At 59.8% G+C, this 25,079-nt stretch carries 27 protein-coding genes and 1 tRNA gene; 13 read left to right on the plus strand and 15 right to left on the minus strand.

Annotated elements, in window-relative coordinates; genetic code table 11:
* Positions 1 to 295: 295 nt before the first annotated feature.
* From L904_RS10935 to L904_RS10950, 4 genes are all read right to left on the minus strand, one after another.
* Entirely contained in the window at positions 296 to 1,069 is a 774-nt protein-coding gene (locus tag L904_RS10935) for an amino acid ABC transporter ATP-binding protein (RefSeq protein WP_003524857.1), read from the minus strand.
* Positions 1,070 to 1,080: 11 nt separating this feature from the next.
* Positions 1,081 to 2,238 carry an amino acid ABC transporter permease gene (locus L904_RS10940; RefSeq protein WP_003524858.1) on the minus strand — a complete coding sequence of 386 codons (1,158 nt, stop codon included), beginning with the start codon at positions 2,236 to 2,238 and terminating at the stop codon, positions 1,081 to 1,083.
* A 2-nt stretch (positions 2,239 to 2,240) separates the two neighbouring features.
* Positions 2,241 to 3,437 (minus strand): amino acid ABC transporter permease, encoded by a 1,197-nt coding sequence (locus L904_RS10945; protein WP_003524861.1) that lies wholly within the window; start codon positions 3,435 to 3,437, stop codon positions 2,241 to 2,243.
* Between the two features lie 106 nt (positions 3,438 to 3,543).
* Entirely contained in the window at positions 3,544 to 4,566 is a 1,023-nt protein-coding gene (locus L904_RS10950) for an amino acid ABC transporter substrate-binding protein (RefSeq protein WP_003524863.1), read from the minus strand.
* Positions 4,567 to 4,942: 376 nt separating this feature from the next.
* On the opposite strand from L904_RS10950, the gene L904_RS10955 reads away from it, so the two are divergent.
* Entirely contained in the window at positions 4,943 to 6,130 is a 1,188-nt protein-coding gene (locus L904_RS10955; protein WP_035261216.1) for a cystathionine beta-lyase, read from the plus strand.
* Between the two features lie 2 nt (positions 6,131 to 6,132).
* On the opposite strand, the gene L904_RS10960 is transcribed toward L904_RS10955, so the two are convergent.
* Entirely contained in the window at positions 6,133 to 7,314 is a 1,182-nt protein-coding gene (locus L904_RS10960) for an FAD-dependent monooxygenase (protein ID WP_035261219.1), read from the minus strand.
* 30 nt (positions 7,315 to 7,344) lie between these two features.
* Positions 7,345 to 7,590, minus strand: coding sequence for a zinc-finger domain-containing protein (locus L904_RS10965; RefSeq protein ID WP_035261222.1), 246 nt, complete (start codon positions 7,588 to 7,590; stop codon positions 7,345 to 7,347).
* 170 nt (positions 7,591 to 7,760) lie between these two features.
* Between L904_RS10965 and L904_RS10970 the strand changes: the two genes are divergently transcribed.
* The 3 genes from L904_RS10970 (at position 7,761) to L904_RS10980 (ending at position 9,907) form a co-directional block, all read left to right on the plus strand.
* The gene (locus L904_RS10970; protein WP_035261230.1) at positions 7,761 to 8,537 is read left to right on the plus strand and encodes an alpha/beta fold hydrolase; all 777 of its coding nucleotides are present in this window, start codon (positions 7,761 to 7,763) and stop codon (positions 8,535 to 8,537) included.
* 200 nt (positions 8,538 to 8,737) lie between these two features.
* Complete coding sequence (cysE, locus tag L904_RS10975; RefSeq protein WP_035261225.1) at positions 8,738 to 9,562, plus strand: serine O-acetyltransferase; 825 nt, start codon at positions 8,738 to 8,740, stop codon at positions 9,560 to 9,562.
* A gap of 141 nt (positions 9,563 to 9,703) precedes the next feature.
* Entirely contained in the window at positions 9,704 to 9,907 is a 204-nt protein-coding gene (locus L904_RS10980; protein ID WP_003524869.1) for a DUF3126 family protein, read from the plus strand.
* Positions 9,908 to 9,962: 55 nt separating this feature from the next.
* Here the strand turns inward: L904_RS10980 and L904_RS10985 are convergent, their stop codons facing one another.
* The gene (locus L904_RS10985; RefSeq protein WP_059762541.1) at positions 9,963 to 11,357 is read right to left on the minus strand and encodes a cytochrome P450; all 1,395 of its coding nucleotides are present in this window, start codon (positions 11,355 to 11,357) and stop codon (positions 9,963 to 9,965) included.
* 110 nt (positions 11,358 to 11,467) lie between these two features.
* Between L904_RS10985 and L904_RS10990 the strand changes: the two genes are divergently transcribed.
* Complete coding sequence (locus L904_RS10990) at positions 11,468 to 12,127, plus strand: TetR/AcrR family transcriptional regulator (protein WP_035262042.1); 660 nt, start codon at positions 11,468 to 11,470, stop codon at positions 12,125 to 12,127.
* Between the two features lie 97 nt (positions 12,128 to 12,224).
* Here L904_RS10990 and fdhA read toward each other — a convergent pair whose 3' ends face one another.
* Positions 12,225 to 13,415, minus strand: coding sequence for a formaldehyde dehydrogenase, glutathione-independent (fdhA, locus tag L904_RS10995; protein ID WP_003524961.1), 1,191 nt, complete (start codon positions 13,413 to 13,415; stop codon positions 12,225 to 12,227).
* A 161-nt stretch (positions 13,416 to 13,576) separates the two neighbouring features.
* A complete protein-coding gene (locus tag L904_RS11000) occupies positions 13,577 to 14,449 on the minus strand; it encodes an ATP-binding protein (RefSeq protein ID WP_035262045.1) in 873 nt (290 codons plus the stop codon).
* Between the two features lie 206 nt (positions 14,450 to 14,655).
* On the opposite strand from L904_RS11000, the gene yajC reads away from it, so the two are divergent.
* From yajC to L904_RS11025, 5 genes are all read left to right on the plus strand, one after another.
* Positions 14,656 to 15,003, plus strand: a complete 348-nt coding sequence (gene yajC, locus L904_RS11005; protein ID WP_003524964.1) for a preprotein translocase subunit YajC — start codon at positions 14,656 to 14,658, stop codon at positions 15,001 to 15,003.
* Positions 15,004 to 15,083: 80 nt separating this feature from the next.
* Positions 15,084 to 17,657, plus strand: a complete 2,574-nt coding sequence (secDF, locus tag L904_RS11010) for a protein translocase subunit SecDF (RefSeq protein ID WP_003524965.1) — start codon at positions 15,084 to 15,086, stop codon at positions 17,655 to 17,657.
* Positions 17,657 to 18,049: an Mth938-like domain-containing protein gene (locus L904_RS11015; protein ID WP_003524967.1), complete on the plus strand. Its 393-nt coding sequence runs from the start codon at positions 17,657 to 17,659 to the stop codon at positions 18,047 to 18,049. The genes secDF and L904_RS11015 overlap by 1 nt, the downstream gene beginning before the upstream one ends.
* Before the next feature lie 23 nt (positions 18,050 to 18,072).
* Positions 18,073 to 18,918, plus strand: a complete 846-nt coding sequence (locus tag L904_RS11020) for a phytoene/squalene synthase family protein (protein WP_020810930.1) — start codon at positions 18,073 to 18,075, stop codon at positions 18,916 to 18,918.
* A 145-nt stretch (positions 18,919 to 19,063) separates the two neighbouring features.
* Positions 19,064 to 19,522 carry a hypothetical protein gene (locus L904_RS11025; RefSeq protein WP_003524973.1) on the plus strand — a complete coding sequence of 153 codons (459 nt, stop codon included), beginning with the start codon at positions 19,064 to 19,066 and terminating at the stop codon, positions 19,520 to 19,522.
* 20 nt (positions 19,523 to 19,542) lie between these two features.
* On the opposite strand, the gene L904_RS11030 is transcribed toward L904_RS11025, so the two are convergent.
* The 3 genes from L904_RS11030 to lipB all read right to left on the minus strand — a co-directional run bounded on the left by L904_RS11030 (position 19,543) and on the right by lipB (position 22,432).
* Complete coding sequence (locus L904_RS11030; protein WP_020810929.1) at positions 19,543 to 20,478, minus strand: DMT family transporter; 936 nt, start codon at positions 20,476 to 20,478, stop codon at positions 19,543 to 19,545.
* A gap of 88 nt (positions 20,479 to 20,566) precedes the next feature.
* On the minus strand, positions 20,567 to 21,634 hold the full coding sequence (locus L904_RS11035; RefSeq protein WP_020810928.1) for an NAD(P)-dependent alcohol dehydrogenase: 1,068 nt from the start codon (positions 21,632 to 21,634) through the stop codon (positions 20,567 to 20,569).
* A gap of 66 nt (positions 21,635 to 21,700) precedes the next feature.
* On the minus strand, positions 21,701 to 22,432 hold the full coding sequence (gene lipB, locus L904_RS11040) for a lipoyl(octanoyl) transferase LipB (RefSeq protein WP_031234018.1): 732 nt from the start codon (positions 22,430 to 22,432) through the stop codon (positions 21,701 to 21,703).
* A 189-nt stretch (positions 22,433 to 22,621) separates the two neighbouring features.
* Between lipB and L904_RS11045 the strand changes: the two genes are divergently transcribed.
* Positions 22,622 to 22,706: transfer RNA gene (locus tag L904_RS11045), tRNA-Leu, on the plus strand.
* Positions 22,707 to 22,904: 198 nt separating this feature from the next.
* Here the strand turns inward: L904_RS11045 and L904_RS28110 are convergent.
* Positions 22,905 to 23,066: a hypothetical protein gene (locus L904_RS28110; RefSeq protein WP_078053104.1), complete on the minus strand. Its 162-nt coding sequence runs from the start codon at positions 23,064 to 23,066 to the stop codon at positions 22,905 to 22,907.
* Positions 23,067 to 23,367: 301 nt separating this feature from the next.
* Here L904_RS28110 and L904_RS11055 point away from each other — a divergent pair, with 301 nt between their 5' ends.
* Positions 23,368 to 23,793, plus strand: coding sequence for a PAS domain-containing protein (locus tag L904_RS11055; RefSeq protein WP_020813199.1), 426 nt, complete (start codon positions 23,368 to 23,370; stop codon positions 23,791 to 23,793).
* Positions 23,794 to 23,870: 77 nt separating this feature from the next.
* On the opposite strand, the gene L904_RS26940 is transcribed toward L904_RS11055, so the two are convergent.
* On the minus strand, positions 23,871 to 24,038 hold the full coding sequence (locus L904_RS26940; protein WP_003502827.1) for a Thivi_2564 family membrane protein: 168 nt from the start codon (positions 24,036 to 24,038) through the stop codon (positions 23,871 to 23,873).
* A 111-nt stretch (positions 24,039 to 24,149) separates the two neighbouring features.
* Between L904_RS26940 and L904_RS11060 the strand changes: the two genes are divergently transcribed.
* The gene (locus L904_RS11060; protein WP_020813198.1) at positions 24,150 to 24,575 is read left to right on the plus strand and encodes an OsmC family protein; all 426 of its coding nucleotides are present in this window, start codon (positions 24,150 to 24,152) and stop codon (positions 24,573 to 24,575) included.
* A 3-nt stretch (positions 24,576 to 24,578) separates the two neighbouring features.
* On the opposite strand, the gene L904_RS11065 is transcribed toward L904_RS11060, so the two are convergent.
* The gene (locus L904_RS11065) at positions 24,579 to 25,073 is read right to left on the minus strand and encodes a peptide deformylase (RefSeq protein ID WP_020813197.1); all 495 of its coding nucleotides are present in this window, start codon (positions 25,071 to 25,073) and stop codon (positions 24,579 to 24,581) included.
* Positions 25,074 to 25,079 lie beyond the last annotated feature (6 nt).

Here is a 25,079-nt window from a genome sequence, read left to right on the forward strand (position 1 = left end):
GTGGTGTGGCGCCCTTATAGTCAGGCTCCCGAAGGTCTGCAAGCGGAAAAATGCATGATTTGACAAAAAAATGACATGGGCAGCCAGAAGCCCTGAAAAACAAGGATTCCTGTTTCGTAACAAATGGTTAAACTGCGACGCCGCGCCCATTTTCGTGCTCTTGGCGTTTCGAGAGCAGTGGAATCACGGAATCGAAATCATCGCGCTCGTGCATGGAGATAACGATTTCAGCAGGTCTCCAGAAACGAAAACGGGGCCGAAACGGCCCCGCTCGACATACATGTCGATCGCAGTCTCAGTGCAGAATCTGGCTGAGGAACAGCCGGGTGCGCTCGTGCTGCGGGTTGTCGAAGAATTCGGCGGGCGAGTTCTGTTCGACGATCTGGCCCTGGTCCATGAAGATGACGCGGTTTGCCACCTGGCGGGCGAAGCCCATTTCGTGGGTGACGCACAGCATCGTCATGCCGTCTTCGGCAAGGCTGACCATGGTGTCGAGCACTTCCTTGACCATTTCCGGGTCGAGCGCCGAGGTCGGCTCGTCGAACAGCATGATCTTCGGCTTCATGCAGAGCGAGCGGGCAATCGCCACGCGCTGCTGCTGGCCGCCGGAGAGCTGGCCGGGATATTTGTTCGCCTGCTCGGGGATCTTGACGCGCTTCAGATAGTGCATCGCCACTTCTTCGGCTTCCTTCTTGGGCATCTTGCGAACCCAGATCGGCGCGAGCGTGCAGTTTTCGAGGATCGTCAGATGCGGGAAGAGGTTGAAGTGCTGGAACACCATGCCGACTTCACGACGCACCTCATCGATCTTCTTCAGGTCGTTGGTGAGCTCGATGCCATCGACATTGATCGTACCCGACTGATGTTCTTCAAGCCGGTTGATGCAGCGGATCATGGTCGATTTGCCCGACCCGGAAGGACCGGCGATGACGATGCGCTCGCCCTTCATGACCTTCAGGTTGATATCGCGCAGCACGTGGAAGTCGCCATACCACTTGTTCATGCCGATGAGTTCGATCGCCACGTCCGTTGTCGAGACGGTCAGTTTTTTTGCTTGGGTTTCTGCCATTTGAGCGTCCCTTATCGTTTATGCCCGGTGTCGAGGTGCCGTTCCATGAACAGCGAATAACGCGACATACCGAAGCAGAATATCCAGAATACGAAGCCTGCGAAAATATAGCCAGTCATGGCGGTGACGGGCGTGGCCCAGTTCGCATCCGATTGGTTGAGTGTGACAATGCCGAGCAGGTCGAACATGCCGATGATCGAGACCAGCGACGTGTCCTTGAACAGCCCGATGAAGGTGTTGACGATGCCCGGAATGACGAGCTTCAGCGCCTGCGGCAGCACGATCAGTCTCGTCTTCTGCCAGTAGTTCAGGCCGAGCGAATCCGCACCTTCATATTGTCCTTTCGGAATGGCCTGCAGGCCGCCGCGGATCACCTCCGCCATATAGGCCGAGGAGAACAGCGACACGCCGACGAGCGCGCGCAGGAACTTGTCGAAGGTCCAGCCATCGGGCAGGAACAGCGGCAGCATGATGCTGGCGAAGAACAGGACGGTAATCAGCGGAATGCCACGAATGACCTCAATGAAGAGCACGCAGAGCATCTTGATCACCGGCAGGTTCGACCGCCGGCCGAGCGCCAGAAGAATGCCGAAGGGGAGCGACACCGTGATCCCGAAGAACGACAGGATGAGGGTCACCATCAGGCCGCCCCAGAGCTGCGTTTCCACCTTCGGCAGGCCGAAGACGCCGCCGATGAGCAGGAAGAACGCAATGAAGGGCAGGATGATGAAAAGCGCCAGCGCATTCAGTCGCTTGAACGGCGCTTTTGGAATCAGCATCGGTATCAGCAGGATGGCGAACGCCACCATCACCAGGATGGGACGCCAGCGTTCGTCGATCGGATAGCGGCCGAAGACGAATTGGCCGAGCTTCGCCGAAACGAAAGCCCAGCACGCACCGGACTGGCCGTCCGGCAGCGCGCCGCCCTGCGAAGCGGTAAGGCAGGCGATACGATCGCTGCCGGTCCATACCGCGTCGATGAACAGCCACTTGATGATCGGCGGCACCAGATAGGCGAGCAGGGCAAGGGCGATAACCGTCAGGACGGTGTCCTTCGGCGTGGCGAAAAGTTTGGTGCGCAGCCAGTGGCCGAAGCCGACGGCGCTCGAGGGCGCGGGTTTGGCGTCCTCGATGGTCTGTCGCACGAATGCGTGATTGCTGATCGTCATCGTTATCGCTCCACCAGGGCCATTTTCGCATTGAACCAGTTCATGACCACGGCCGTGAGCAGGGACAGCGAGAGATAGATGACCAGCCAGATTGCAACGACTTCGACCGCCTGTCCCGTCTGGTTCAGGATCGTGCCGCCGACCGAGACGATGTCGGCGAAGCCGACAGCGACCGCAAGCGAGGAGTTCTTGGTCAGGTTAAGATACTGGCTCGTCAGCGGCGGGATGATGATGCGCATCGCCTGCGGAACGACGATCAGGCGCGTCGTGGTGCTGGAGCGAAGTCCCAGTGCATCCGCAGCTTCCGTCTGACCCTTCGCCACAGCCTTGATGCCGCCGCGAACGATTTCGGCGATAAAGGAGGCGGTGTAGAAGGAAAGCGCCAGGAACAGCGACATGAATTCAGGTGCGACGACCGCGCCGCCCGAGAGATTGAACCGCCCGGCAATCGGATAGTCGAATGTCAGCGGCGCCCCGAGCGCCAGAAATGTCGCCAGTGGCAGGCCGATGATGAGAAGCGTCGCCGTTATTCCGGTGCGGAACTGCTGTCCGGTTCTTTCCTGTCTGGCCTTCGCCCAGCGGTAAACGAAGACGCTGAGAACGATGGCGACGAGGAAGGCCAGCGGCACGAGCCAGGTGCCTTCTCCCCACAGCGGCTTGGGAAAGAAAAAGCCGCGATTGTTGAGGTAGGTTCCAAGCGGAAGCTCGAGCGACTCGCGCGCCTGCGGCAGAACCGAGATGACGCCCTTGTACCAGAAGAAGATAACGAGCAGCGGCGGGATGTTGCGGAAGATTTCCACATAGGCCTGCGCGAGTTTCGAAATCAGCCAGTTGTTGGACAGCCGGGCGATGCCGACGATGAAACCGATGATCGAGGCGGCGATGATGCCGAAAAACGCAACCTGGATCGTGTTGAGAATGCCAACGAGCAATGCCCGGCCATAGGTCGCATCGCTGGTATAAGCGATCAGCGACTGGCCGATATCGAAACCGGCTCTTCCGTTGAGGAAGCCGAAGCCGGACGAGATGTTTGACCGTTGAAGATTGGTGATCGTATTCGTCACGATGATCCAGACGAAGGCGGCCAGGACGACGACTGTCAGGACCTGATAAAAAATGCCGCGTATACGTGGATCGTAGATAAGTGACGACGCGCTTTGCGCGCGCGATCGTTGCGAACTGACCGCGTTGCCTGCCATAGGCACCTTTCCCTTTTATGTGCTCTTTGCGAGCTTATTTATATAATTTGAAGCGGAGGCCGGGCGTTGCCCAGCCTCCTTATGATCTAGCCGGTAATGGGGCCGATCAACGGACCGGCGGTGCGTATTGCAGGCCGCCCTTGGTCCACAGCGCGTTCTGGCCACGCTCGATCTTCAGCGGGGAGCCAGCGCCGACGTTGCGGTCGAAGACTTCGCCGTAGTTACCCACCAGCTTGATGATGTTGTAGGCCCAGTCGTTGGTCACGCCGAGATCGGTACCGATCTTGGTGCCTTCTTCCGTGCCGAGCAGGCGCTTCACGTCCGGATTGGCGCTGTTCTTCTGCTCATCGACATTCTTGGAGGTGACGCCAAGCTCTTCGGCGTTGACCATCGCATAGTGAACCCAGGTCACGATGTCGAACCACTGGTCGTCACCCTGGCGAACGGCCGGGCCAAGCGGCTCCTTGGAGATGACTTCCGGCAGAACGACGTTTTCGTCCGGGTTCTTCAGCTTCAGACGGATTGCATACAGACCCGACTGGTCGGTGGTGTAAACGTCGCAACGGCCCGAATCATAGGCGGAGGTTGCGTCGGATTCCTTTTCGAAAACGACCGGGTTGTACTGCAGATTGTTGGTCTTGAAGTAGTCGGCCAGGTTGAGCTCGGTGGTCGTGCCGGTCTGAACGCAGACGGCGGCGCCGGAGAGCTCGAGAGCGGACTTCACGTTGAGGCTCTTCTTGGCGATGAAGCCCTGGCCGTCATAATAGTTGACGGTGCGGAAGTTGAAGCCGAGCGACGTGTCGCGGCTGATCGTCCAGGTGGTGTTACGGGTCAGAACATCGACTTCACCGGACTGGAGAGCCGGGAAGCGGTCCTTGCTCGAAAGGGCGACGAACTTGGCTTTCGAAGGATCACCGAAAACCGCGGTGGCAATACCACGGCAATAGTCCACGTCGATACCGGACCATTCGCCCTTGTCATCGGGATTGGAAAATCCCGGAATGCCCGCGCTGACGCCGCAGGTGACGAAACCTTTTCCCTTCACATCCTGAAGCGTCGCAGCCGAAGCGACCGAGGCTCCTCCCAAAACTGCTGCGCCGATGGCGGCTGACAGAATTGCCTTTTTCATTTTTCCCAACCTTTGTTTGTTATCGTCACTTGGAAGGGGACCGGCATGTTTGTCTTCCCCAGCTCCCCCTTCAGCGAGATCTTTTTCGATCCGCTTTTTCTATCACAATCACAATTGGCAGCGGGGTCAAGACGTGCGGGCAATAATTGTGCCTATAAAACGGAATTTTCCAAATTTTGGTCGGGAAGTGTGCAAAGGGTGAAAATATAAGCATATTTTTGCGGAAATTTGCACTTGCACAGTATTTGTATACTTATTGTATTCTGGTTGGCGATGGATCAATCCGACCTGCTCAGGCGTCCCTGCGGGACTTGACCTTGCGTTGCGGTCTTAGCATTGTCGCACGCGTCAATGTTCCTTCGAAAGCTGATCTGAAATGACCAAGACAAATGACTTGCTTTCCGCCGCAGGTGTGAATACGCGCCTGACCCATGGCGGCAACGATCCCGCGGACTGTTTCGGTTTCGTCAATCCGCCCATCGTGCGCGGTTCGACCGTGCTTTTTCCCGACGCGGAGACGCTTTCGACCGAAAACCAGAAATATACCTATGGCACCCACGGCACGCCGACGACGGATGCTTTGTGTAATCTCGTCAACGAACTGGAAGGGTCTGCCGGAACCATTCTCGTGCCCTCGGGCCTTGCGGCCATCACCGTGCCATTCCTTGCCTATCTCGGCGCCGGCGATCATGCGCTGATCGTCGATTCCGTCTATTTTCCGACGCGCCGTTTCTGCAATACGATGCTGAAGAAGCTCGGTGTCGAGGTGGAATATTACGACCCGGCAATCGGGGAGGGCATTGAGGCTCTCATCCGGCCGAACACCAAACTGGTGCATCTGGAAGCGCCGGGCTCCAACACCTTCGAGATTCAGGATGTAAGGCTGATCACGGATATCGCTCACCGCCATGATTGCGTGGTGACGATGGACAATACCTGGGCGACGCCGCTTTATTTCAAGCCGCTCGATTTCGGCGTCGATGTCTCCATTCACGCCGCCACCAAATATCCTTCGGGTCATTCGGATGTGCTGATGGGCTTCGTTTCGGCCAATGAAAAGCACTGGAAGGCGCTTTATCAGGCCAATACCAATCTCGGCATCTGCGTCACCTCCGACGATGCCTATCAGATCCTGCGCGGCATGCGCACCATGGGAATAAGGCTGGAGCACCACCAGAAAAGCGCGCTCGATATCGCCACATGGCTGGAGAGCCGTGACGACGTCGTCCGCGTGCTGCATCCGGCGCTGCCGAGCTTTGCCGGGCACGAACTCTGGAAACGCGATTTCAAGGGCGCAAGCGGTGTCTTCTCCTTCGTGCTGAAGGCGGAAGAAGGCAAATACAAGCAGGCGGCGGCCGCCTTCCTCAATGCGCTGACCTTCTTCGGGCTCGGCTATTCCTGGGGCGGATACGAATCGCTTGCCGTTTCGGTCTCGCTTGTCGACAGAACCATTGCCAAGGGCCCGTCGGAAGGGCCGGTCATCCGCCTGCAGATCGGGCTTGAGGATATCGCCGATCTCAAGAAGGACCTCGAGGTCGGGTTTGCGGCAGCGGCCGGGGTTTGACCTCAGCCTTTGGCGCGATAGCCGTAGAGCCAGTCGAAGTCCTTCAGGAAGGCGTCGGTGGGACGCGTGGAAAACATGAAGTCCCTTGCAATACGCACCGGGCCCGTGGCGTGATAGGCAAAACGATTGAGAGAGGCCCGCTTGCGGGCCTTTTCTATGCGCGGCAGGCGAAGGGCCTCAAAGCTGGCAAGGGCCTGCGGCAAGGGCAGGGCCTTTTCGGCGTTGCCGCCTGCCGTCGCCCCCGCAAGCTCGAAAGCATCCTCTATCGCCATGGCCGCGCCCTGTGCGGCGAAGGGCATCATGGCATGCGCCGCATCGCCGATCAGCACCGTGTCGCGGCCATTGTGCCAGCGGCCCGGGCCGGCCTGATAGAGCGGCCAGAAGGTGGGATTTTCAGATGAATCGAGCAATCGTACGATATCCGGGCTGAAGCCGCGAAACTGTTCCAGCAGCATGGCTTTCTGCCGCCCGCTCGATTCCGCCCGCCAGGTTGCGCCGGGGTCGGCACCGAGCGCGATGGCGACAATGTTGAAACCGCCGACTTCCTTCAGCGGATAGGCGACGATATGGCCGCCGGAACCGAGATAGGCGGTCACGGCGCTTTTATTGATGGCTGACGGCACATCATTTGCGGCGACCGTGAAGCGCCAGGCAATATTGCCGGAGAAGGTGGCTGTGGGGGCGGAAGGGACCGCGAAGCGGGCCGCCGACCAGACGCCGTCCGCGCCGACGATCAGATCATGGTCACGGAAGGTGGTTGCGGCAATCACGTCCACCGTCGCGTTTTCGATGCGCTTGCCGAGATGCAGGCGGCAGAGCGGGTTGCGTGTCACCGCCTGGAGAAGCGCATTCTGCAGCGTCGAGCGGTGCAGCACGCCATAGGGTGCGCCCCAGCGTGTGCGCGCCACCGCGCCCATCGGCAGCGAGAGCAGCGTGGCGAGCGATTTTCCGGAGGCGAGTTCGACGCTGACCGGTTCGGTCCAGCGCGCTTCGATTTCCGGCAGCACGCCGAGTTCGGCGAGAATGCGGGCGGCATTGGGCGAGAGTTGCAGGCCTGCGCCCACTTCCGTCAGTTCACCGGCCTGCTCGATGATGTCACAGTCGATACCGTACCGGGCAAAGGAAAGGGCAGCGGTGAGACCGGCGATGCCGGCACCGACAATGGCTACGGATTTGATGGGCATTGGTGCGCCCCGATCAGGAAAAGTGGAAGGTCAGGCGGCCTTCACATGGAAGACGCAGCCCGGAGGATTGGTCTGCTCGGCCTTCAGCGACGGATTGTAGCGGTAAAGGGTGGAGCAGTAGGAACAGACCTTCTCGTTGTCGTCGCCCATATCGATGAAGATATGCGGATGATCGTAGGGAACGGAAGCGCCGGTGCACATGAATTCCTTGACGCCGATCTCGATCATGCGGTGTCCGCCATCGTTCTGGAAGTGGGGAATGGAATGCCCGGCCATGTTCGTCTCCAAATGCAATATCGTTATCGAGCCGCAATCCGTCTTCGCGTGCCGGCTCGTCGTTGCGGATATGTAGCCTCAAACGCATTGCATCTCCATAAAAATCGTCAGCAAAACATGTTCAACATTGCTAATTCCTGCCATATGGTCCGGCAAAAAGGATGTCCTTGATGAATCTCAACACGCCGCAGTTTTCCGATTTTTCCCATGACGGCCTTCGCCTTGCCTATTTCGATGAGGGCGATCCGGCGGGCGAACCGGTTCTGCTGATCCACGGCTTCGCCTCCAGCGCCAATGTCAACTGGGTGCATCCCGGCTGGTTGAAGACGCTGGGCGAAGCGGGCTACCGGGTGATCGCCATCGATAATCGCGGCCACGGCGCAAGCGACAAGCCGCACGATTCCGAAGCTTATTATCCGCCCGTCATGGCCGGGGATGCGGTGGCGCTGCTCAACCATTTGGGCATCGCCGAAGCGCATGTGATGGGCTATTCCATGGGCGCGCGCATTTCCGCCTTCCTTGCCATGGCGCATCCGGAGCGCGTGCGTTCGCTGGTCTTCGGCGGGCTCGGCATCGGCATGGTCGAAGGTGTCGGCGACTGGGATCCGATTGCCGAGGCGCTTCTCGCACCTTCGCTCGATGTCGTCACCCATGAGCGCGGCCGCATGTTCCGCGCCTTCGCCGACCAGACGAAAAGCGACCGGCTGGCGCTGGCCGCCTGTATCGAGACGTCGCGGGTTCTCGTCACGCGCGAACAGGCTGAGAAAATCGATGCGCCGACGCTGATTGCGGTCGGAACGAAGGACGATATCGCCGGTTCCGGTGCGGAGCTCGCCGCGATCATGCCGCATGCGCGGGCGATCGATATTCCCGGCCGCGACCACATGCTGGCCGTCGGCGACCGGGTGTTCAAGGCGGCGGTGCTGGAATTTTACCGCTCGCTTTGACCCGGAGCATTTCCGGGAAAAGCGGAGCCCGGTTTTCCGTCCGGAAATGCGCCAACGCTGAGGACGGCAAGAAACGGTTTTTCATGCTGCATGAAGAAAAACTGAAGCCTTGCCGCCTTTAAAGTCGTCATTCGAATCCCATTTCTAATGCACGTCTTTTTCTGTATAAAGAACGACCACTGCAAACGAGGAGACCATTCATGGTCGCACGTACCGAGGCCCGTCAGCCCGAACAGCTGGCGATCGTCGATCCCATCTGGGGCAGCCTGCTCAATGAAGCCCGCAGCGCCGCGGCGCAGGATCCGCTGCTTTCGGCCTTCCTTTATTCGACGATCCTCAATCACCGGTCTCTCGAAGAATGTGTGATCTACCGCATCTGCGAACTCCTCGATCATCCCGACATGCAGGCCGTGCTTCTGCGCCAGACCTTCCAGGACATGCTGGATGACTGGCCGGAATGGGGAAGCGTGCTGCGCGTCGACATTCAGGCCGTTTACGACCGCGATCCCGCCTGCACGCGCTTTATGGAGCCGCTCCTCTATTTCAAGGGGTTCCAGGCCATCCAAACCCACAGGCTCGCCCACTGGCTGCTGCAGAAGGGCCGCAAGGACTTCGCGTTTTACCTGCAAAGCCGCTCCTCGAGCATCTTCCAGACGGATATCAATCCGGCCGCGCGCATCGGCAAGGGCATCTTCCTCGATCATGCCACCGGGCTTGTCGTCGGTGAGACGGCGGTAATCGGCGACAACGTCTCCATCCTTCACGGCGTCACGCTCGGCGGCACCGGCAAGGAAGGGGCGGACCGCCATCCGAAGATCGGAAACGGCGTGATGATCGGGGCTGGGGCGAAAATCCTTGGCAATATCGAGATTGGCAGTTGCTCGCGCATTGCCGCCGGTTCGGTGGTGCTGAAGCCGGTTCCGCCCAAGACGACCGTTGCCGGCGTGCCGGCGCGTGTGGTGGGAGAAGCAGGGTGTTCCGAACCTTCGCGCCTGATGGACCAGCTTATCGGGGCCGATATCTGACCGGCCCTGCCGCGCTCCGATGGGGCCGGCATTTTCACGGTCGTCCGTGTGGAAGACACGGATGACTTGCCGCTTTCACTTTACTTTGGCCTTTGTCCCATGCCAAAAGCGGGCCAACGCGAACCGCACAGGAGAATAGTGGTGAAAGCCGACGAAATCAAAAAACTCGACGCCTATTTCAAGCGCACCTTCAACCCGACGATGGTGGTCAAGGCACGTCCGCGCAAGGACGATTCCGCCGAAGTGTATCTTGGCGAAGAGTTTCTCGGCGTCGTTTATATCGATGACGAAGACGGCGACCGCTCCTACAACTTCTCCATGGCGATCCTCGACGTCGATCTGTGATCGTCACCATCCGGTGACGGATGGAGTTTCGCACTGAACCAGTCGCCCGTGGCGGTTACGCCGCGGGCGATTTGTTTTTTCGGCTGCTGACCTGCATCATCAGGCGGTTTTCCGGCCGCAGGGTAACCCGCATCAGCGGCTCGGTATTTGCCGGGCTTTTGTTCCCGAGGTGGTCGTTCTGCAAAAGAACGGCAAGGATTGCGACAGCCTCCATCATGGCAAAGGCATTGCCGATGCAGACGCGCGGACCGGCGCCGAAGGGCATATAGGCGTAGCGGTGGCGCGCCTTGACCTTTTCGGGCTCGAAGCGTGACGGGTCGAAGCGGTCGGGTTCTTCCCACAGTGTTGTGTGCCGGTGGACGGCGTAGATCGGCACATAAAGAACGGTGCCGGCGGGGATATCGTGTTCGCCGAGCCTGAAGTCCTGCAATGCGGTGCGTGTCACGACAGGGGCGGGCGGGTAAAGCCGCATCGCTTCCGAAAATACCTGTCTGGTATAGGTCAGGCGGGCGATATGTTCGGCCGCGACCGGTTCACCTGCGGTAACGGTTTCGATCTCGTCGATGACCTTGCGCTCCACGTCGCTGTTTTGCGAGAGCAGATGGAAGGTCCAGGCAAGGCCGAGGGCCGTGGTTTCATGCCCGGCGGTGATGAAGGTCAGGAGATTGTCGATGATTTCCGTGTCGCTCATCATGCGTCCGGTTTCTGGATCTTTCGCTTCGAGCAGCATGGAAACCAGATCGTTCCTCTCGATTGGCTTCCGGCGTCTTTCGGAAATGACGGTTGCCAGGCTGGAGCGAAGATAATCCACCGCCGCGCGCGCCTTGCGCCGGCCCGGATGCGGAAGCCATTCCGGTGCGCCCAGCATGGCGAGTGCGAAGGTCCAGCCCGTGGGTTTCAGATAGTCGGTGATGCTTTGCTCGACACGCCCGATATCGATGCCGTGGCCGCCGGACATCATGGTTTCGACGATGATGTCGAAGGTCGTCCGCATCATCTCATGGCCGATATCGATGTCGCCGGCAGGCGATGAGCGCCAGCGCTGTTGCGTGCGGCGCGCGGCGTCGATCATGACCGGCAGCAATTCCAGCAGCTTTTCGTGCCGGAACGCTGCGGCGACGGATTGCCTTTGCCACTTCCAGTGATCGCCATCGGCTGTCAGAAGCCCCTGGCCGAGTGCGAGGCCGAGGGCGCGGCGCACATCTTCGCCCTTGCCGAGCAGATGGGCGTTCTTGACCAGCGCCTCATGGATAAGCGCGGGATCGGCAAGATGAACCCGCATGACGCCGCCGAGACGGGTAAAGACCGCCGGCTCGCTGAAAATTTCCGGCGGCAGAGCCTTCAACGGATTGCGGATGAGCGACAGCGCGACGCGGGCTGTTGCGAATTTGGAGACGGGAGCGATTCCGGGCGTATCCGGGGAGGCGGTGCGAAGGTCGGTTCCGGTCATTTACAGGTCCTTTGTCCGCGTTGAACACTTACATTTCCTGTTAAGGTGTATACCTTATTCTGGGTATTTAAGGTGCATACCTTAGATTTCAATGGTCGGGTTCGAAATCAATGAAGAAAAGCAGTACCGGGCGGACGGCGGCACGCCCCACACGCCAGAGAATTCTCGACGCCGCACTCACTCTGTTTAACGAGCGCGGGCCCGACCACGTGACGACCGCCGAAATCGCAAGGGCGGTAGAGATCAATGAGGGCAATCTCTATTATCACTTCCGTACCAAGGAAGCGCTGGTTCTGGCGCTGTTTGCCCGGTTCGAGGCCGACGCGCTGGCAATTGTCGGAAAGATTGACGGGGCCGATGAGGGAGCGGCGGCAACCTATGCCGGTTTTCTGCGGCTCTGGTTTTCGCTGGTGTGGGACTACCGGTTCCTGTTTCGCGATCTGGTCGGTCTTGTCTCTTCCGCCCCGGCGCTGGTGGAGCCCGTGCGAACCATAAGCGCCGCGATGCGGCTTGCTGTCGGCGATATCGTCGCGCGCATGGAGAAAGCGGGCCTCGCCGCGATACCCGAGGAAGAGCGGCCTGCCGTTCTGACGAACCTCTGGATCGTCTCCACCTATTGGGCGTCCTATCTCAACCTTCAGGAAGGCATCACCGAGTTCGGTCCGCTGCAGCTTGAGTGGGGATTGAAGCAGGTCTCAAGCCTGTTCAGGCCCTATCTCTCCGCGGAAGCGAAAGTCGAGCTGGAAGTGTTGCTGGTCGGGGAGCCGTAGGTTTCACCGGACGGTGATATGGCTGGAAAACAGGGACGCCCGCGACGATATCCGTCGCGGGCGCTTTTACGATGATCAGCCATATGCCGCTGAAGTATCAGGCAGCCTTCAGCAGATCGCCATGCGGATCGAGGACGAACTTGGTGGCCGCGCCCTGATCGAAGCTTTCATAGCCCTGCACCGCATCGTCGAGTGCGATGATCTTGGCGTTGACGATATCGGCAATCGGCAGGCGGTCATGCAGGATCGCCTGCATGAGCTGGCGGTTATATTTCAGCACCGGCGTCTGGCCGGTGTGGAAGGATTGCGCCTTGGCCCAGCCGAGGCCGAAGCGCAGCGACAGGCTGCCCTGTTTCGCCGCCGCATCGACTGCACCTGGGTCTTCGGTGACATAGAGGCCCGGAATGCCGATGGAGCCGGCGGCGCGGGTGATTTCCATCATCTGGTTGAGAACGATGGCCGGCTGTTCGCCGCCCGCATGGCCGCGCGCTTCGAAGCCGACGGCGTCGATGGCGCTATCCACCTCGTTGGTGCCGACGATTTCCGCGATCATGTCGCCCAGCCGGTCGCCCTTGGAAAGATCGACGGGTTCAAAACCGACTTTTGCCGCGTGCGCAAGGCGATCCTTGTTGAAATCGCCGATCATGACGACCGCAGCACCCAGAATGCGGGCGGATGCGGCGGCGGCAAGGCCGACCGGGCCGGCGCCCGCAACATAGACCGTGGAGCCGACGCCGACGCCCGCCTTGACAGCGCCGTGGAAGCCGGTCGGCAGAATGTCCGACAGCATGGTGAGGTCGCGGATCTTCGACATCGCCTTGTCGCGGTCCGGGAACTTCAGCAGGTTGAAATCGGCATAGGGGATGGTGACATAACGGGCCTGTCCGCCGATCCAGCCGCCCATATCGACATAACCGTAAGCGCCGCCGGCGCGGGACGGGTTCACCGTCAGGCAGACGCCGGTATCCTGCGACTTGCAGCAGCGGCAGCGGCCGCAGGCGACGTTGAAGGGCACCGAGACGATATCGCCGATTTCCAGCATCTCGACATCGACGCCTTTTTCGATGACTTCGCCGGTGATTTCATGGCCGAGGACGAGGCCCGGCATCGCCGTGGTGCGGCCGCGCACCATATGCTGGTCGGAGCCGCAGATGTTTGTGGAAATTACCTTGAGAATGACGCCGTGCTCGATACGGCGGCCATCCGGCGCCTCAAGCTTCGGGTCATCGATATCGCGAACCTCGACCTGACCCGGCCGCATGTAAACGACGCCTCTGTTCCTGCTCATATCCATCTCCTCCATGGTTTGAACACCGTACCTGTCCGCTCCTCCGGAAACAGGTGACTCCATGGGTGCAGCAAACCATGTGAGGGGAGATGTGGCGTTCGGGAATACGACACGCGGTGTGGTCGTAACGACACTGCGTTTCGCCCGATGTCACGGTGGCGTTATCTGTCGAGCGGTTTTCTGAGGCGGCCGGCGGCGTCCTGAATATATTGCCAGGCGACACGGCCCGAGCGGCCGCCGCGCGTGGTCGCCCATTCCAGCGCCTCGTGATGCAGCGTTTCGCGGTCCAGACCCAGATCGAAATGCGCCGCATAGCTGTCGATCATCGTCAGATAATCGTCCTGGCCGCATTTGTGGAAGCCGAGCCACAGGCCGAAACGGTCCGAAAGCGAGACCTTCTCCTCCACCGCTTCCGAAGGGTTGATGGCGGTGGACTGTTCGTTTTCCATCATGTGGCGCGGCAGAAGATGGCGGCGGTTGGAGGTCGCATAAAACAGCACATTGTCCGGCCGGCCTTCGATGCCGCCGTCGAGCGCGGCCTTCAGCGATTTATAGGCCGTATCGTCATGGTCGAAGGAGAGGTCGTCGCAGAAGACGATGACGCGATGGCCGGAGGCTTTCAATATATCGAGCAAAGCGGGCAGGGTGTGGATGTCCTCGCGGTGCACTTCCACCAACTTCAGCGAAACGCCGCTTGCCGCGCGCACATCTTCGTGAACGGCCTTGACCAGCGAGGATTTGCCCATGCCGCGCGCACCCCACAACAGCACGTTATTGGCGGCAAAACCTTCCGCGAAACGCAGCGTGTTTTCGTGGAGGATATCGCGGACATGGTCGACACCACGGATGAGCTTCAGGGCGATGCGGTTGGGGCGGGGAACCGGCTGGATAAAGGAGTTGACTGGCGCCCAGACGAAACAATCGGCCGCATTCCAGTCGTTTACGGCGGGCGCCGGCCCGGCCAGACGTTCCACGGCGATGGTGAGCCGGCGCAGTTCTGAAAGAAGCAGGGAGGCCGTTTCTTCTCGAATCATGGTGTTTCTTCCGCTTGTCTGGTGTTCAAAACTCTGTTTTGCGCCCGGCCTAGCATGGCGTTTCAGGCCCATAAAGGTTAAGAGGTCCGGAATCGGTACGGCGTGGGCCCTGCATCTGTTGCAATCCCGGCGTTCCCCACTATATTCCGGCGGCTTGAAAGCTGGGGCGGCATCCAAGGTCGTGCCGTAATTCTGAGGAGTTTTATATGTTCATTAGTCAAGCTTTTGCCCAGGACGCAGCGGGCGGCGCATCGGCCTTCGGTTCCGGCCTTGAAATGCTTTTCCTGTTTGCGCCGCTTATGGTGGTCTGGTACTTTTTCCTTATCCGCCCGCAGCGCGCGCAGATGAAGAAGCGCCAGGAAACGCTGACCAATATTCGCCGTGGCGATCAGGTCGTTCTCGGCGGCGGCATCGTCGGCAAGGTGACCAAGGTCATCGATGACAATGAACTCGAAGTCGAAATCGCCGAAGGCGTGAAAATCCGTGCCGCCCGCGCCTACATTGCCGAAGTGCGTGTGAAGGGCGAAGTGGTCAAGACGGAAGCCGCTTCCTGATCCTGCCGGATTATCGAATGCCCGATTGCGAATTTTGACGGGTTGCGCACAGCGCGACCCCAACCCTGACCGAGATCGAAATGCTTCATTTTTCCCGTTGGAAAACAGTCTTCATCTGGCTGCTTGTGCTGGCAAGCGTCTTCATCGCCTCTCCCAACCTGTTTACGGACAAACAGCTGGAGGGCATGCCTGCCTGGTACAAGGACAACAAGGTAACGCTCGGTCTCGACCTTCAGGGCGGGTCGCACATCATGCTCAAGATCGAGCGTTCCGACATCGTCAAGGAACGGCTTGAAACGATCGTGGGCGATGTGCGCACGCAGCTTCGCGACGCCAACATCCGCTATTCGGGGCTTACCGGCAACGGCCAGCAGATTCAGGTCCGCATCAGCGATCCCGCGCAGGTGGAAGCCGCCAAGAACGCGCTTCGCGACCTGACGCAGCCGGTGTCCGCCGGCACGCTGGTCGGCGGCTCCATCACCGAAGTGACGATGAATGACGGCGGCGACAATCTGCTCAGGCTCAACCTGACGGATGAAGGCATCGACTACCGCCTGTCGTCCGCCGTTTCGCAATCCATCGAAGTCGTGCGCCGTCGCGTTGACGAAGTCGGCACCACCGAACCGCTTATCCAGCGTCAGGGTTCGGACCGCATCATCGTGCAGGTGCCCGGCCTTCAGGATCCGCAGCGCCTGAAGTCGCTTCTGAACCAGACGGCAAAGCTCTCCTTCCGCATGGTCGATACGACGATGCCGGTACAGGAAGCCATGAACGGCCGTCCGCCCGCAACGTCGGAAGTTCTTTATTCGCAGGACGATCCGCCGGTTCCCTATCTGGTGGAGCGCCGTGCGCTCGTTTCCGGCGATAATCTCGTCGACGCGCAGGCAAGCTTCAACCAGCAGACCAACGAGCCGGTCGTCACCTTCCGCTTCGACAGCCGCGGTGCGCAGCGCTTCGCGCAGGCGACGCAGCAGAATGTCGGCAAGCCTTTCGCCATCGTGCTCGACAACCAGGTCATCTCCGCGCCTGTCATCCGCGAGCCGATCATCGGCGGTTCGGGACAGATTTCGGGTAATTTCTCGGTACAGGGCGCCAACGATCTCGCGGTTCTGCTGCGTGCCGGCGCGCTGCCGGCCACGCTGACCGTGGTTGAAGAACGCACCGTCGGCCCGAGCCTCGGTAACGACTCCATCACCGCCGGCCTGACGGCCAGCGCCATCGGCGCGGTCGGCGTCCTCATCTTCATGTTCGTCTTTTATGGCTTCTTCGGCCTGCTGGCGAATATCGCCCTTATCGTCAACGTCATCATGCTGCTCGCTGTGTTGAGTGTGATCGGATCGACGCTCACCTTGCCGGGTATTGCCGGTATCGTCTTGACCATCGGCATGGCTGTGGATTCGAACGTTCTGATCTATGAGCGCATACGCGAGGAGGTGAAGAGCGGTAAACCGCTGATCCAGTCATTGGATAACGGCTTCACCCGCGCCTTTGCGACCATTATCGACGCCAACCTGACGACGCTGATCGTGGCAAGTGTGCTGTTCTACATGGGCACAGGCCCGGTGAAGGGCTTCGCAGTCACGCTGGCCGTCGGTATCATCACCACCGTCTTCACGGCCTATACGCTGACGGCATGGATGTTCGGCTACTGGGTTCGCCGCAGCCGCCCGAAACACCTGCCGAAGGGTGTCCGCACCGCCATGTTCGACGGTCGCGACATTCCCTTCATGCGTTATCGCCGCGTGGTATTCATGATCACCGGCGCCATCATGCTCGCCTGCGTCGGCGGTTTCGTGGCCAAGGGTCTGAACCTCGGCATCGATTTCCAGGGCGGTTCGGTCATCGAAGTGCGCGCCAAGCAGGGTGAAGCCGATCTCGCCGATATTCGCGATCGTCTGAACCAGCTCAATCTCGGTGAAATCCAGGCGCAGAATTTCGGTACGCCGCAGGATGTTCTCATCCGCATCCAGGCGCAGGACGGCGGCGAAAATGCCGAGCAGTCAGCCATCACCATGGTACGCGGCGAGCTTGAGGACAAATATGACTTCCGCCGCGTGGAAGTCGTCGGTCCTGCCGTTTCCGGCGACCTGACGGTTACCTCCACCATCGGCGTTATGCTCGCCATGGCGGCGATCATGGTCTACATCTGGGTTCGCTTCGAATGGCAGTTTGCACTCGGCGCGGTCATCTCCATGGTGCACGACGTGGTCTTCACTATCGGCCTGTTCGTCTTCCTTGGGATAGAGTTCAATCTGACCAGTATCGCGGCGATCCTTACGATCATCGGATATTCGCTGAACGATACCGTGGTCATCTACGACCGTGTCCGTGAAAACCTCAGGCGATACAAGAAGATGCCGCTTTCCATGATCATCGACGTGTCGCTGAACCAGACTCTGTCGCGTACGATCCTTACCGGTCTGACCGTACTTCTGGCACTGCTGGCACTGTATCTCTTCGGCGGCGAGGTCATCCGTTCCTTCACCTTCGCCATGCTGTTCGGTGTCGGTATCGGCGTGTTCTCCTCGGTCTACATCGCCGCTCCGGTGCTGATCGCCTTCAAGCTGCGTCCTGATAGCAAGGATGCGGAAGACGAGAAGGACGACAAGAAAGAAAACAACACCGGCGCCATTGGCGGCAAGCCTGCCGTCTGATGGCCGGCGGGATTGAAATACGCCCGGCCCATTTTCCTGGCCGGGCGCCCATCGATGCCTATGGCAATGGCGGGTTCCGTTTTGCCGACATGTCGCATCGCGGTTCGCTTCTGCTCCTGCCTTCCGGCATCTACGGGTGGGAGCCTGTCGATGCGAAAGAACTGACGGTCGGACATTTCGAAAAGGTTCTGGCGGAAGCGCAGGATATCGAAGTGCTGCTGATCGGGACGGGCGACGGCATGCGGGTCCTGCCGAAGGAATTGCGCGCCGCCTTCAAGGAGGCGGGCATTTCCGTTGACCCGATGAGCACGGGCGCCGCCGTGCGCACCTATAATATCATGCTGTCGGAATCGCGCGCCGTGGCTGCGGCGCTGATTGCCGTCGAAGGCTGACAGGACGTTTCGCGCGGGGAACCATGGCACCCACAGAAAATCTCGACGTCTGCCTCGCGACGCTGCGCGATACCGATCGCGACCGCTATCTCGCCTGTCTTCTGTCGCCTGCCGACAGGCGTAATGCGCTTGCCGCGCTATACGCCTTCAATGCCGAAATCGCCCGCATCCGTGATTCCGTGCGCGAAGCGCTGCCCGGCGAGGTGCGCATGCAATGGTGGCGCGATCTTCTCGACGGTAATCCGCACGGCGACAGCCAGTCCCACCCGGTGGCTGCCGCGCTTTTGACGACGATCGAGCGATATCGCCTGCCGCGCCCGGTTCTCGCCAATATGATCGAGGCGCGTATCTTCGATCTCTATGACGACCTGTTCGAGGATCGCAATGCGCTGGAAGGCTATGCCGGAGAGACCGCATCCGCATTGATCCAGCTTGCAAGTCTCGTGCTTTCCACAGAAGACGCCGCATCCAGCGCGGAGGCGGCAGGTCACGCGGGCGTTGCGCAGGCCATGGCCGGCATGCTGCTGCTCATGCCGCTGCACCGGCGTCGCGGGCAGGTCTATATTCCCGCCGATATGCTGGCTGCGGCCGGGCTCGACCGCGAAACATTTCTTGAAGGGCAGGACAGGCAGCGCATCGGCATCGCCATCGAAATTTTTGCGGCCCATGCGCTGGATCATATCGAGAAGGCGAGACGCTCGAAGATTTCGAAAAATGTCTTTGCCGCCTATCTTCCCGTCGCCCTGTCCGGGCCGGTCATCGCTGCCGCGAGAAAGGCGGGGAGCGGCGTATTCGACGGCGACCTGCAACTGTCGCAGCTTCGCCGGCAATGGCTGCTGGCGAAGGCTTCCTTCCTCAAGCGTTTCTGATGGCACGGATCGCGCCAAGCGGTGAAACGACGTCGATCCCGCAAAGCCACACTTCACACAAGCCTCGGTCTATATGAAGCTGAACCGGGTTCGCATCGTTTCGATTCGCGAATCTTGATGTTTCGATGCTGAGGGAGCGTCCCGGATGAGTATTGCGATCTGGATTATCGTTTTCGTGCTGCTTTCGGTCTTCGCTGTTTACGCCTGGCGCATGACGCGGGCGACGGATGAGGATAACAGTCATGATGTGGGGCAGGCGATCATGGATTTCGCCCGCGCCTTTCCCAATGAGGCGATCAGAAGTCTGCATATGACAGCGGATGGCGGCGCAGCCTTCGTGCGGCTGCACGACAACAAGGCCGGCTTCATGCGCAATATGGGATCGCATTATGTGTGCGTGATGATCGATCCCGAGCGCATCCGGGTCGAAAGTCTTGAGAGCGGCGACGGTTTCGTCGTCACCTTCTTCGACATGCCGAAATATAGCGGCTCATACCGGTTCAAATCGGCCGGAGAGGCGGCCGAGGTTTCCCTCTGGCTGCTCGGCAGTCTCGTGGAGGCGCAGGACCATCACGACGAAGGGCCGCTGCCCTCGAACGGTTGAGGCATGTCAGGTGTCGGCTGTCACTGCCCGTCAAGCGGTGGGGTCGCACCGGCCTGCTGGCGCTCGCGCCAGATGATGAACAGGCCGGATGCGACGATGATGAGGATGCCGAGCCATTTCGACGGCGTCGGGAAATCCGAAAACAGCGCATAACCGAGAATCGTCGCCGAGATGATCTCGAAATACTGGAACGGCGCCAGCAGAGAGAGCGGCGCCAGCCGGAAGGCCCTGACGATCAACAGGTGCATGTAGCCGGATATCGACCCCAACAATACGAGCAGGGCAAGTGCGAAGCCGGATTGCGGCAGCGAGACGGCAAAATCCTTGTCGCCCAGCGCATCGCCGGCGAAAAGTGCGGCCCCCATGAACACGGTCCCCGCAATGCCGGACATTGTCTGCATGACCAGCGGGCTGTCGGCATCGCCGATGGCGCGGTTCAGGAAGAGGTAGAGCGTATAAAGAAAGGCGCATGCGACCGGCAGAAGCGATGTCCAGCCGAAGATTTCGAAGCTGGGCTGTATGACGATCAGCGCGCCGCCGAACCCGACCGCAATCGCCGTCCAGCGCTTCCAGCCCACCTTGTCGCCGAGGAAGAGGGCCGACATCATCGTCAGCATGAAAGGCTCGACGAAATAGATCGCGAAGACATCGGCGAGCGGCATATATTTAACGGCGGCGAAGAACATCAGGCTGGCCGAGGCGTGCAGCACGCCGCGCAGGCAGTTCATCCACGGCCGCTTGGCGCTGAACAGCGCCCTGGGCGACACCACGAGCAGCAGCGGCAGGGTGCAGAGCACCTGGAAAAAGAAGCGGTAGAAGGTCACCTGCGCCGGCGACATGCCGCCGCTCACCGCCATATATTTGGCAATCGCATCCATGACCGGCAGCACCAGCATGCAACCCGCCATGATGGTCATGCCCTTGGCGATATCGTTGAAACCGGTCTGGCTGGTCATGGATCGGGGAGTCATGGGTCAGGCTGCGCTTTCGACCAAAAGGTCCAACGGGAGAGGGGACGCCCGAAAGGTCGCCCCCCTTCCGGGGTCAGGCGGCCTTCTGGCGCGGCAGGCTCTTCATATCAATGACGAAACGATAACGCACATCGCTTTTTATCATGCGTTCATAAGCGTCGTTGATCTGATCGATATCGATCATCTCGATTTCGGCGGCGATGCCTTTTTCGGCGCAGAAATCCAGCATTTCCTGCGTCTCGGGAATACCGCCGATCATCGAACCGGCAAAGGTCTTGCGTCCGGGAATGAGGCTGAAGGCCATAACCGAGAGCGGTTTTTCCGGCGCGCCCACCTGCACCAGCGCGCCGTCACGTTTCAGCAGCGCCAGATAGGCGTTGATGTCATGGTCGGCGGCCACGGCGTCGATGATGAGATCGAGGCTCGAAGCGGCCTTCTTCATCTGCTCTGCATCGCGGGAGACGATCACCTCGTGGGCGCCGAGCTTTTTCGCGTCCTCCGCTTTGGCGGGCGACGTCGTGATCATCACCACCGTCGCGCCCATGGCATTGGCGAGCTTGACCGCCATATGGCCAAGACCGCCGAGACCGACGACGCCGACACGCTTGCCGGGGCCGGCGTTCCAGTGGCGCAGCGGTGAATAGGTGGTGATACCCGCGCAGAGCAGGGGTGCCGCCGCCGCCGGATCGAGGCCTTCGGGAATGTTGAGGACGTAACGATCATCGACGACGACGTGGGCGGAATAACCGCCGAACGTATGCGCGCCGCCGCCCATCGCTTTGTCGGGCGAATTATAGGTGCCGGTCATGCCGTTTTCGCAATATTGCTCCAGCCCCTCGGCGCAGCTTGCGCATTCCCGGCAGCTATCGACGATGCAGCCGACGCCGACGCGGTCGCCCGCCTTGAACCGGGTGACCTGCGCGCCGACACGGCCGACGCGGCCGATGATTTCGTGACCGGGAACGCAGGGATAGAGGGAGCCCGGCCATTCGCTGCGGGCAGTGTGGATATCGGAGTGGCAGACGCCACAGAATTCGATCTCGATTTCGACATCGCGCGGGCCGGGATCGCGACGCTTGATGGTCGCGAGCTTCATCGGCGAAGAGCCGTCATCGCAGGCATAGGCGGACGTAGTGAACATGATCGTTCCTCCTCTTGTGGTGATCGATGCTGGAAACACCGGCCTGCGGCAAAGGTTGCGGTGGGATCAGCCGCTTGCGCCGGTTTCGGGCACTGCCTCGCCAAACACCTCCTCAAAGGCCTCGCGCAGCAGAACGTCGACGTCGCCGATCATAACCGGCAATCCAAGATCGACAAGGCTGGTGACGCCATAGGCGCTGATGCCGCAGGGAACGATGCCGGAAAAATGCGAGAGGTCTGGATCGACATTGATCGAGAGCCCGTGGAAGCTCACCCATTTGCGCAGCCTGATGCCAAGTGCCGCGATCTTGTCCTCGGCCATGCCGCCATCGGGAAGCAGCGGTTTTTCCGGACGCCGGACCCAGACGCCGACGCGGTCCTCGCGCCGCTCGCCACGCACATTCATCTTGTCGAGCGTGCGGATGATGACATCCTCCAGCGCCGCCACATAGGCGCGGACATCCTGCCGCCGCCGCTTCAGGTCGAGCATGACATAGACGACCCGCTGTCCCGGCCCGTGATAGGTATATTCGCCGCCACGACCCGTGGCGAAGACGGGGAAACGCTCCGGCTCTATAAGATCGGCGGCGTCGGCGCTGGTGCCGGCGGTATAGAGCGGCGGGTGTTCCAGAAGCCAGACGAGTTCGTCGGCCTCGCCGCTGGCGATGGCGGCGACTTCACGCTCCATTTCCTCAATCGCCTGTTCATAGGGGACGAGGCCTTCCGAGATTCGCCAGCGTACGGGCGGCGATCCGGCGACGGGCAGCATGTTTGTCTCGATATCGGTGCGTGTGAGCATGAAAAAGTCCTTTCCACAGCCTTCTCGCAAAATGGCGACAAGGCCGCAACCCCAGCATTTCCGGGCTTCCTGCATATAGGATGGTGCGGTGCGATTTTTAATTTCAAAAAACTGTCACGACGCTCTTGTGCACCGAAAATCCTTTTGCTACATGCACCCCCGTCGGCGCAAGTCGACGCCTACCACGATGCGGTCGTGGCGGAATTGGTAGACGCGCAGCGTTGAGGTCGCTGTGGGGCAACCCGTGGAAGTTCGAGTCTTCTCGACCGCACCAAAGAAACCCGCTTCGGCGGGTTTTTTCTTTTTTAGCCAGTCGTTTAGCTTGCCTTCTGTTTCCTGTCCCCGGTTCGTTGGACGGTATTGGATGTGCCCCAAGCCACACCAATCTGCTTTATCCCGCAGCCAGAGCGCCATGAATTAAGGGCGGCAAATTATCGACCTGCCGCCGTTCGAATTGAATGGACGAGGTGGATCAGCGTCGGTTGCGCTGGCCGTCACCGACACGGTAGGGGTCACCGTCCATGACCTGATCCATGCGCCACTCGTTTCCACGATATGGACTATGCCACGTCTGGCACCCGGCCAGAAAGACGGTTGCGGTCAGCAATCCGAAAGTGAGGGCGGCTCGCACCATATTGAACTCCTTCGACATGTCATCACAAGCCATGTAGGCGCAGCCAGGTGGTTTTGCGATGCCTCTTTGAAATTTATCGTCCATTTCGGAACCCTGGAGCACGTCCGGTCAAAACGGAATCGTCGGACGTGCTCTATCGCTTTGTTTTTTCGCATTTCCAGACGTAAAACCGCTGCGCACTTTTACTGGAAATGCTCTAGCTGGATTCGGCCATCGTCAAATTTCGGTGGATATCGATGCACGCTGCAGTAGTCGTGCGGTTCCCCCCTACAAAAACGAGGGGTGGAATATTAGAGGTCCGATGTTAGCTTTTGTCAGGAAAATATGTCTGGGGGTTTTCGTGCTGGGGGACAAAACGGATTCAGACAATGCGCTTGGCTATTACATGTGGAGCATTTCCGACAACAGGCTGATCATGGATGCGGTCACTGCGGAATGCCACGGGTTTTCGGAGCCGGTTGCGTCGCGCGGGGTGACGATCGAGGAGATTCTGGAAAGAATCGATGTCGAGATGCGCGATCAGGTGGCGCAGGCCATTTTTGAGAGCATCACTACCGGTGTGTTTTTCGACCAGCGCTACAAGGTCAATCTGCCGGATGGGTCGGACCGGTGGATTGTGGCGAAGGGCAGGGCGATTTTTGATGCCGACAATACGCCGTTTCTGGGTATTGGCAGCGTTCGGGATATTACCCTGAAAAAAACCTATCAGTTCGAGCCTCGGCAATAGCGACCGGACGGGGTGAAAATCGTGCATAAAAAGAGGCGGCTTTCGCCGCCTTTTTTCGTCTGCACTGTGCCGGGACATCAGAAGACGGCAAGATATTTCAGCAGCGAAATAATGCCGATGATGATGACGATCACCTGTGCGATCTGTTTCGCACCGCCGCCGACCGGCAGTCGCGCGATAAGCCACAAGACGAGCACAATCACCAGGAAGGTGATCAGAATGCTGACGAGCGTAGATGTAACCATATGTCCCAGCTCCCTTTTCAATCAATACTCAACGGTCGTTCACCGTTGCGTGAGTAAAAGCGCGAGGCTAATTTTGGTTCCATCGGGTGAAATCGCGGTGTGAGGTCGGGCATGAATCAGTTCAGGGTTAAAAAGCGGCCGACGGGCGCTGTCGTCACTCTTGGCCGTCTCGGGCATCCCGATGTCGTCACGGCCACTGGAGGCGCCCTGACGGTGGTGACGGCGGCCTCGGAGCCGGGTTTCAATCCGCTCGACCTTCTTTATTCGTCGCTGTCGGCCTGTCTGGCGCTCAGCGCCCGGATTGCGGCGAGCCGCATGGGTGTGCTCGACCGGTTCGAGAAGGTCACGGTGCATGTATCAGGCGAAAAGGCTGAGGAGGAGCCGTCGCGGATCGTGCGTTTCGATGTCCGGATCGAGATAAAGGGGGATTTCGATGAGGCCGCGCGCGGCGCCATCGCCCATATGGCGGAGGATATCTGCACCGTCAGCAACACGCTGAAGGGCGATGCGGAATTTGCGCTTTCGATTACCGGCTGACCATCAGGATTTCCGGGATTTTTCCCATTTTTTCACCAGCCGGTCGCGCTTGAGCTTTGAGAGGCGCTTCAGCCAGAAAATGCCGTCCAGCTGGTCGATCTCGTGCTGGATGCAGATGGCGTGAAATCCCCCGGCGGTCTGCCGGTGTTCGCAGCCGGCTATGTCCTGAAATCTCACCTCGATTTCGGAGGGCCGCTCCACCTCGTCGGTAAATCCCGGCATGGAGACGCTGCCCTCCACATGGCGCATAGTCTGCGTGGATTGGCTGACGACTTCAGGGTTGATGTAGGTAAGGACGGTTCCCGGTGTCAACTCCAGCACAAAAACTCGCTGTTTGACGCCGATATGGGCGGCGGTGATGCCGACGCCGGGCGCGGCGCGCATCGTGTCGATCAGGTCCGTCACCAGCTCCTGCAATTGCCCGTCGAAAGCCGTGACCGGCGCGCAGATTTCGGACAAGCCGGGATGGGGGTAGGGCAGGATCGGCCTGATTGCCAAGGAATG

Origin of the sequence: Agrobacterium sp. LY4 (genome assembly GCF_001526585.1) — a bacterium.
GTDB lineage: Bacteria > Pseudomonadota > Alphaproteobacteria > Rhizobiales > Rhizobiaceae > Agrobacterium > Agrobacterium leguminum.

Bases quoted from the DNA above. Each gene is read 5' to 3' on its own strand.
- L904_RS11035 (WP_020810928.1), bottom strand. From the start codon at position 21,634: ATGTTCACTACGTCCGCCTATGCCTGCGATGACGGCTCTTCGCCGATG.
- L904_RS10935 (WP_003524857.1), bottom strand. From the start codon at position 1,069: ATGGCAGAAACCCAAGCAAAAAAACTGACCGTCTCGACAACGGACGTG.
- L904_RS10955 (WP_035261216.1), top strand. From the start codon at position 4,943: ATGACCAAGACAAATGACTTGCTTTCCGCCGCAGGTGTGAATACGCGC.
- cysE (WP_035261225.1), top strand. From the start codon at position 8,738: ATGGTCGCACGTACCGAGGCCCGTCAGCCCGAACAGCTGGCGATCGTC.
- L904_RS10985 (WP_059762541.1), bottom strand. From the start codon at position 11,357: ATGACCGGAACCGACCTTCGCACCGCCTCCCCGGATACGCCCGGAATC.
- L904_RS11060 (WP_020813198.1), top strand. From the start codon at position 24,150: ATGAATCAGTTCAGGGTTAAAAAGCGGCCGACGGGCGCTGTCGTCACT.
- L904_RS11020 (WP_020810930.1), top strand. From the start codon at position 18,073: ATGGCACCCACAGAAAATCTCGACGTCTGCCTCGCGACGCTGCGCGAT.
- L904_RS11015 (WP_003524967.1), top strand. From the start codon at position 17,657: ATGGCCGGCGGGATTGAAATACGCCCGGCCCATTTTCCTGGCCGGGCG.
- L904_RS26940 (WP_003502827.1), bottom strand. From the start codon at position 24,038: ATGGTTACATCTACGCTCGTCAGCATTCTGATCACCTTCCTGGTGATT.
- L904_RS10945 (WP_003524861.1), bottom strand. From the start codon at position 3,437: ATGGCAGGCAACGCGGTCAGTTCGCAACGATCGCGCGCGCAAAGCGCG.
- L904_RS10990 (WP_035262042.1), top strand. From the start codon at position 11,468: ATGAAGAAAAGCAGTACCGGGCGGACGGCGGCACGCCCCACACGCCAG.
- L904_RS10950 (WP_003524863.1), bottom strand. From the start codon at position 4,566: ATGAAAAAGGCAATTCTGTCAGCCGCCATCGGCGCAGCAGTTTTGGGA.
- L904_RS10965 (WP_035261222.1), bottom strand. From the start codon at position 7,590: ATGGCCGGGCATTCCATTCCCCACTTCCAGAACGATGGCGGACACCGC.
- L904_RS11030 (WP_020810929.1), bottom strand. From the start codon at position 20,478: ATGACCAGCCAGACCGGTTTCAACGATATCGCCAAGGGCATGACCATC.
- L904_RS11025 (WP_003524973.1), top strand. From the start codon at position 19,064: ATGAGTATTGCGATCTGGATTATCGTTTTCGTGCTGCTTTCGGTCTTC.
- L904_RS10970 (WP_035261230.1), top strand. From the start codon at position 7,761: ATGAATCTCAACACGCCGCAGTTTTCCGATTTTTCCCATGACGGCCTT.
- secDF (WP_003524965.1), top strand. From the start codon at position 15,084: ATGCTTCATTTTTCCCGTTGGAAAACAGTCTTCATCTGGCTGCTTGTG.
- L904_RS28110 (WP_078053104.1), bottom strand. From the start codon at position 23,066: ATGGTGCGAGCCGCCCTCACTTTCGGATTGCTGACCGCAACCGTCTTT.
- L904_RS10940 (WP_003524858.1), bottom strand. From the start codon at position 2,238: ATGACGATCAGCAATCACGCATTCGTGCGACAGACCATCGAGGACGCC.
- L904_RS11055 (WP_020813199.1), top strand. From the start codon at position 23,368: ATGTTAGCTTTTGTCAGGAAAATATGTCTGGGGGTTTTCGTGCTGGGG.
- L904_RS10960 (WP_035261219.1), bottom strand. From the start codon at position 7,314: ATGCCCATCAAATCCGTAGCCATTGTCGGTGCCGGCATCGCCGGTCTC.
- lipB (WP_031234018.1), bottom strand. From the start codon at position 22,432: ATGCTCACACGCACCGATATCGAGACAAACATGCTGCCCGTCGCCGGA.
- fdhA (WP_003524961.1), bottom strand. From the start codon at position 13,415: ATGAGCAGGAACAGAGGCGTCGTTTACATGCGGCCGGGTCAGGTCGAG.
- L904_RS11000 (WP_035262045.1), bottom strand. From the start codon at position 14,449: ATGATTCGAGAAGAAACGGCCTCCCTGCTTCTTTCAGAACTGCGCCGG.
- yajC (WP_003524964.1), top strand. From the start codon at position 14,656: ATGTTCATTAGTCAAGCTTTTGCCCAGGACGCAGCGGGCGGCGCATCG.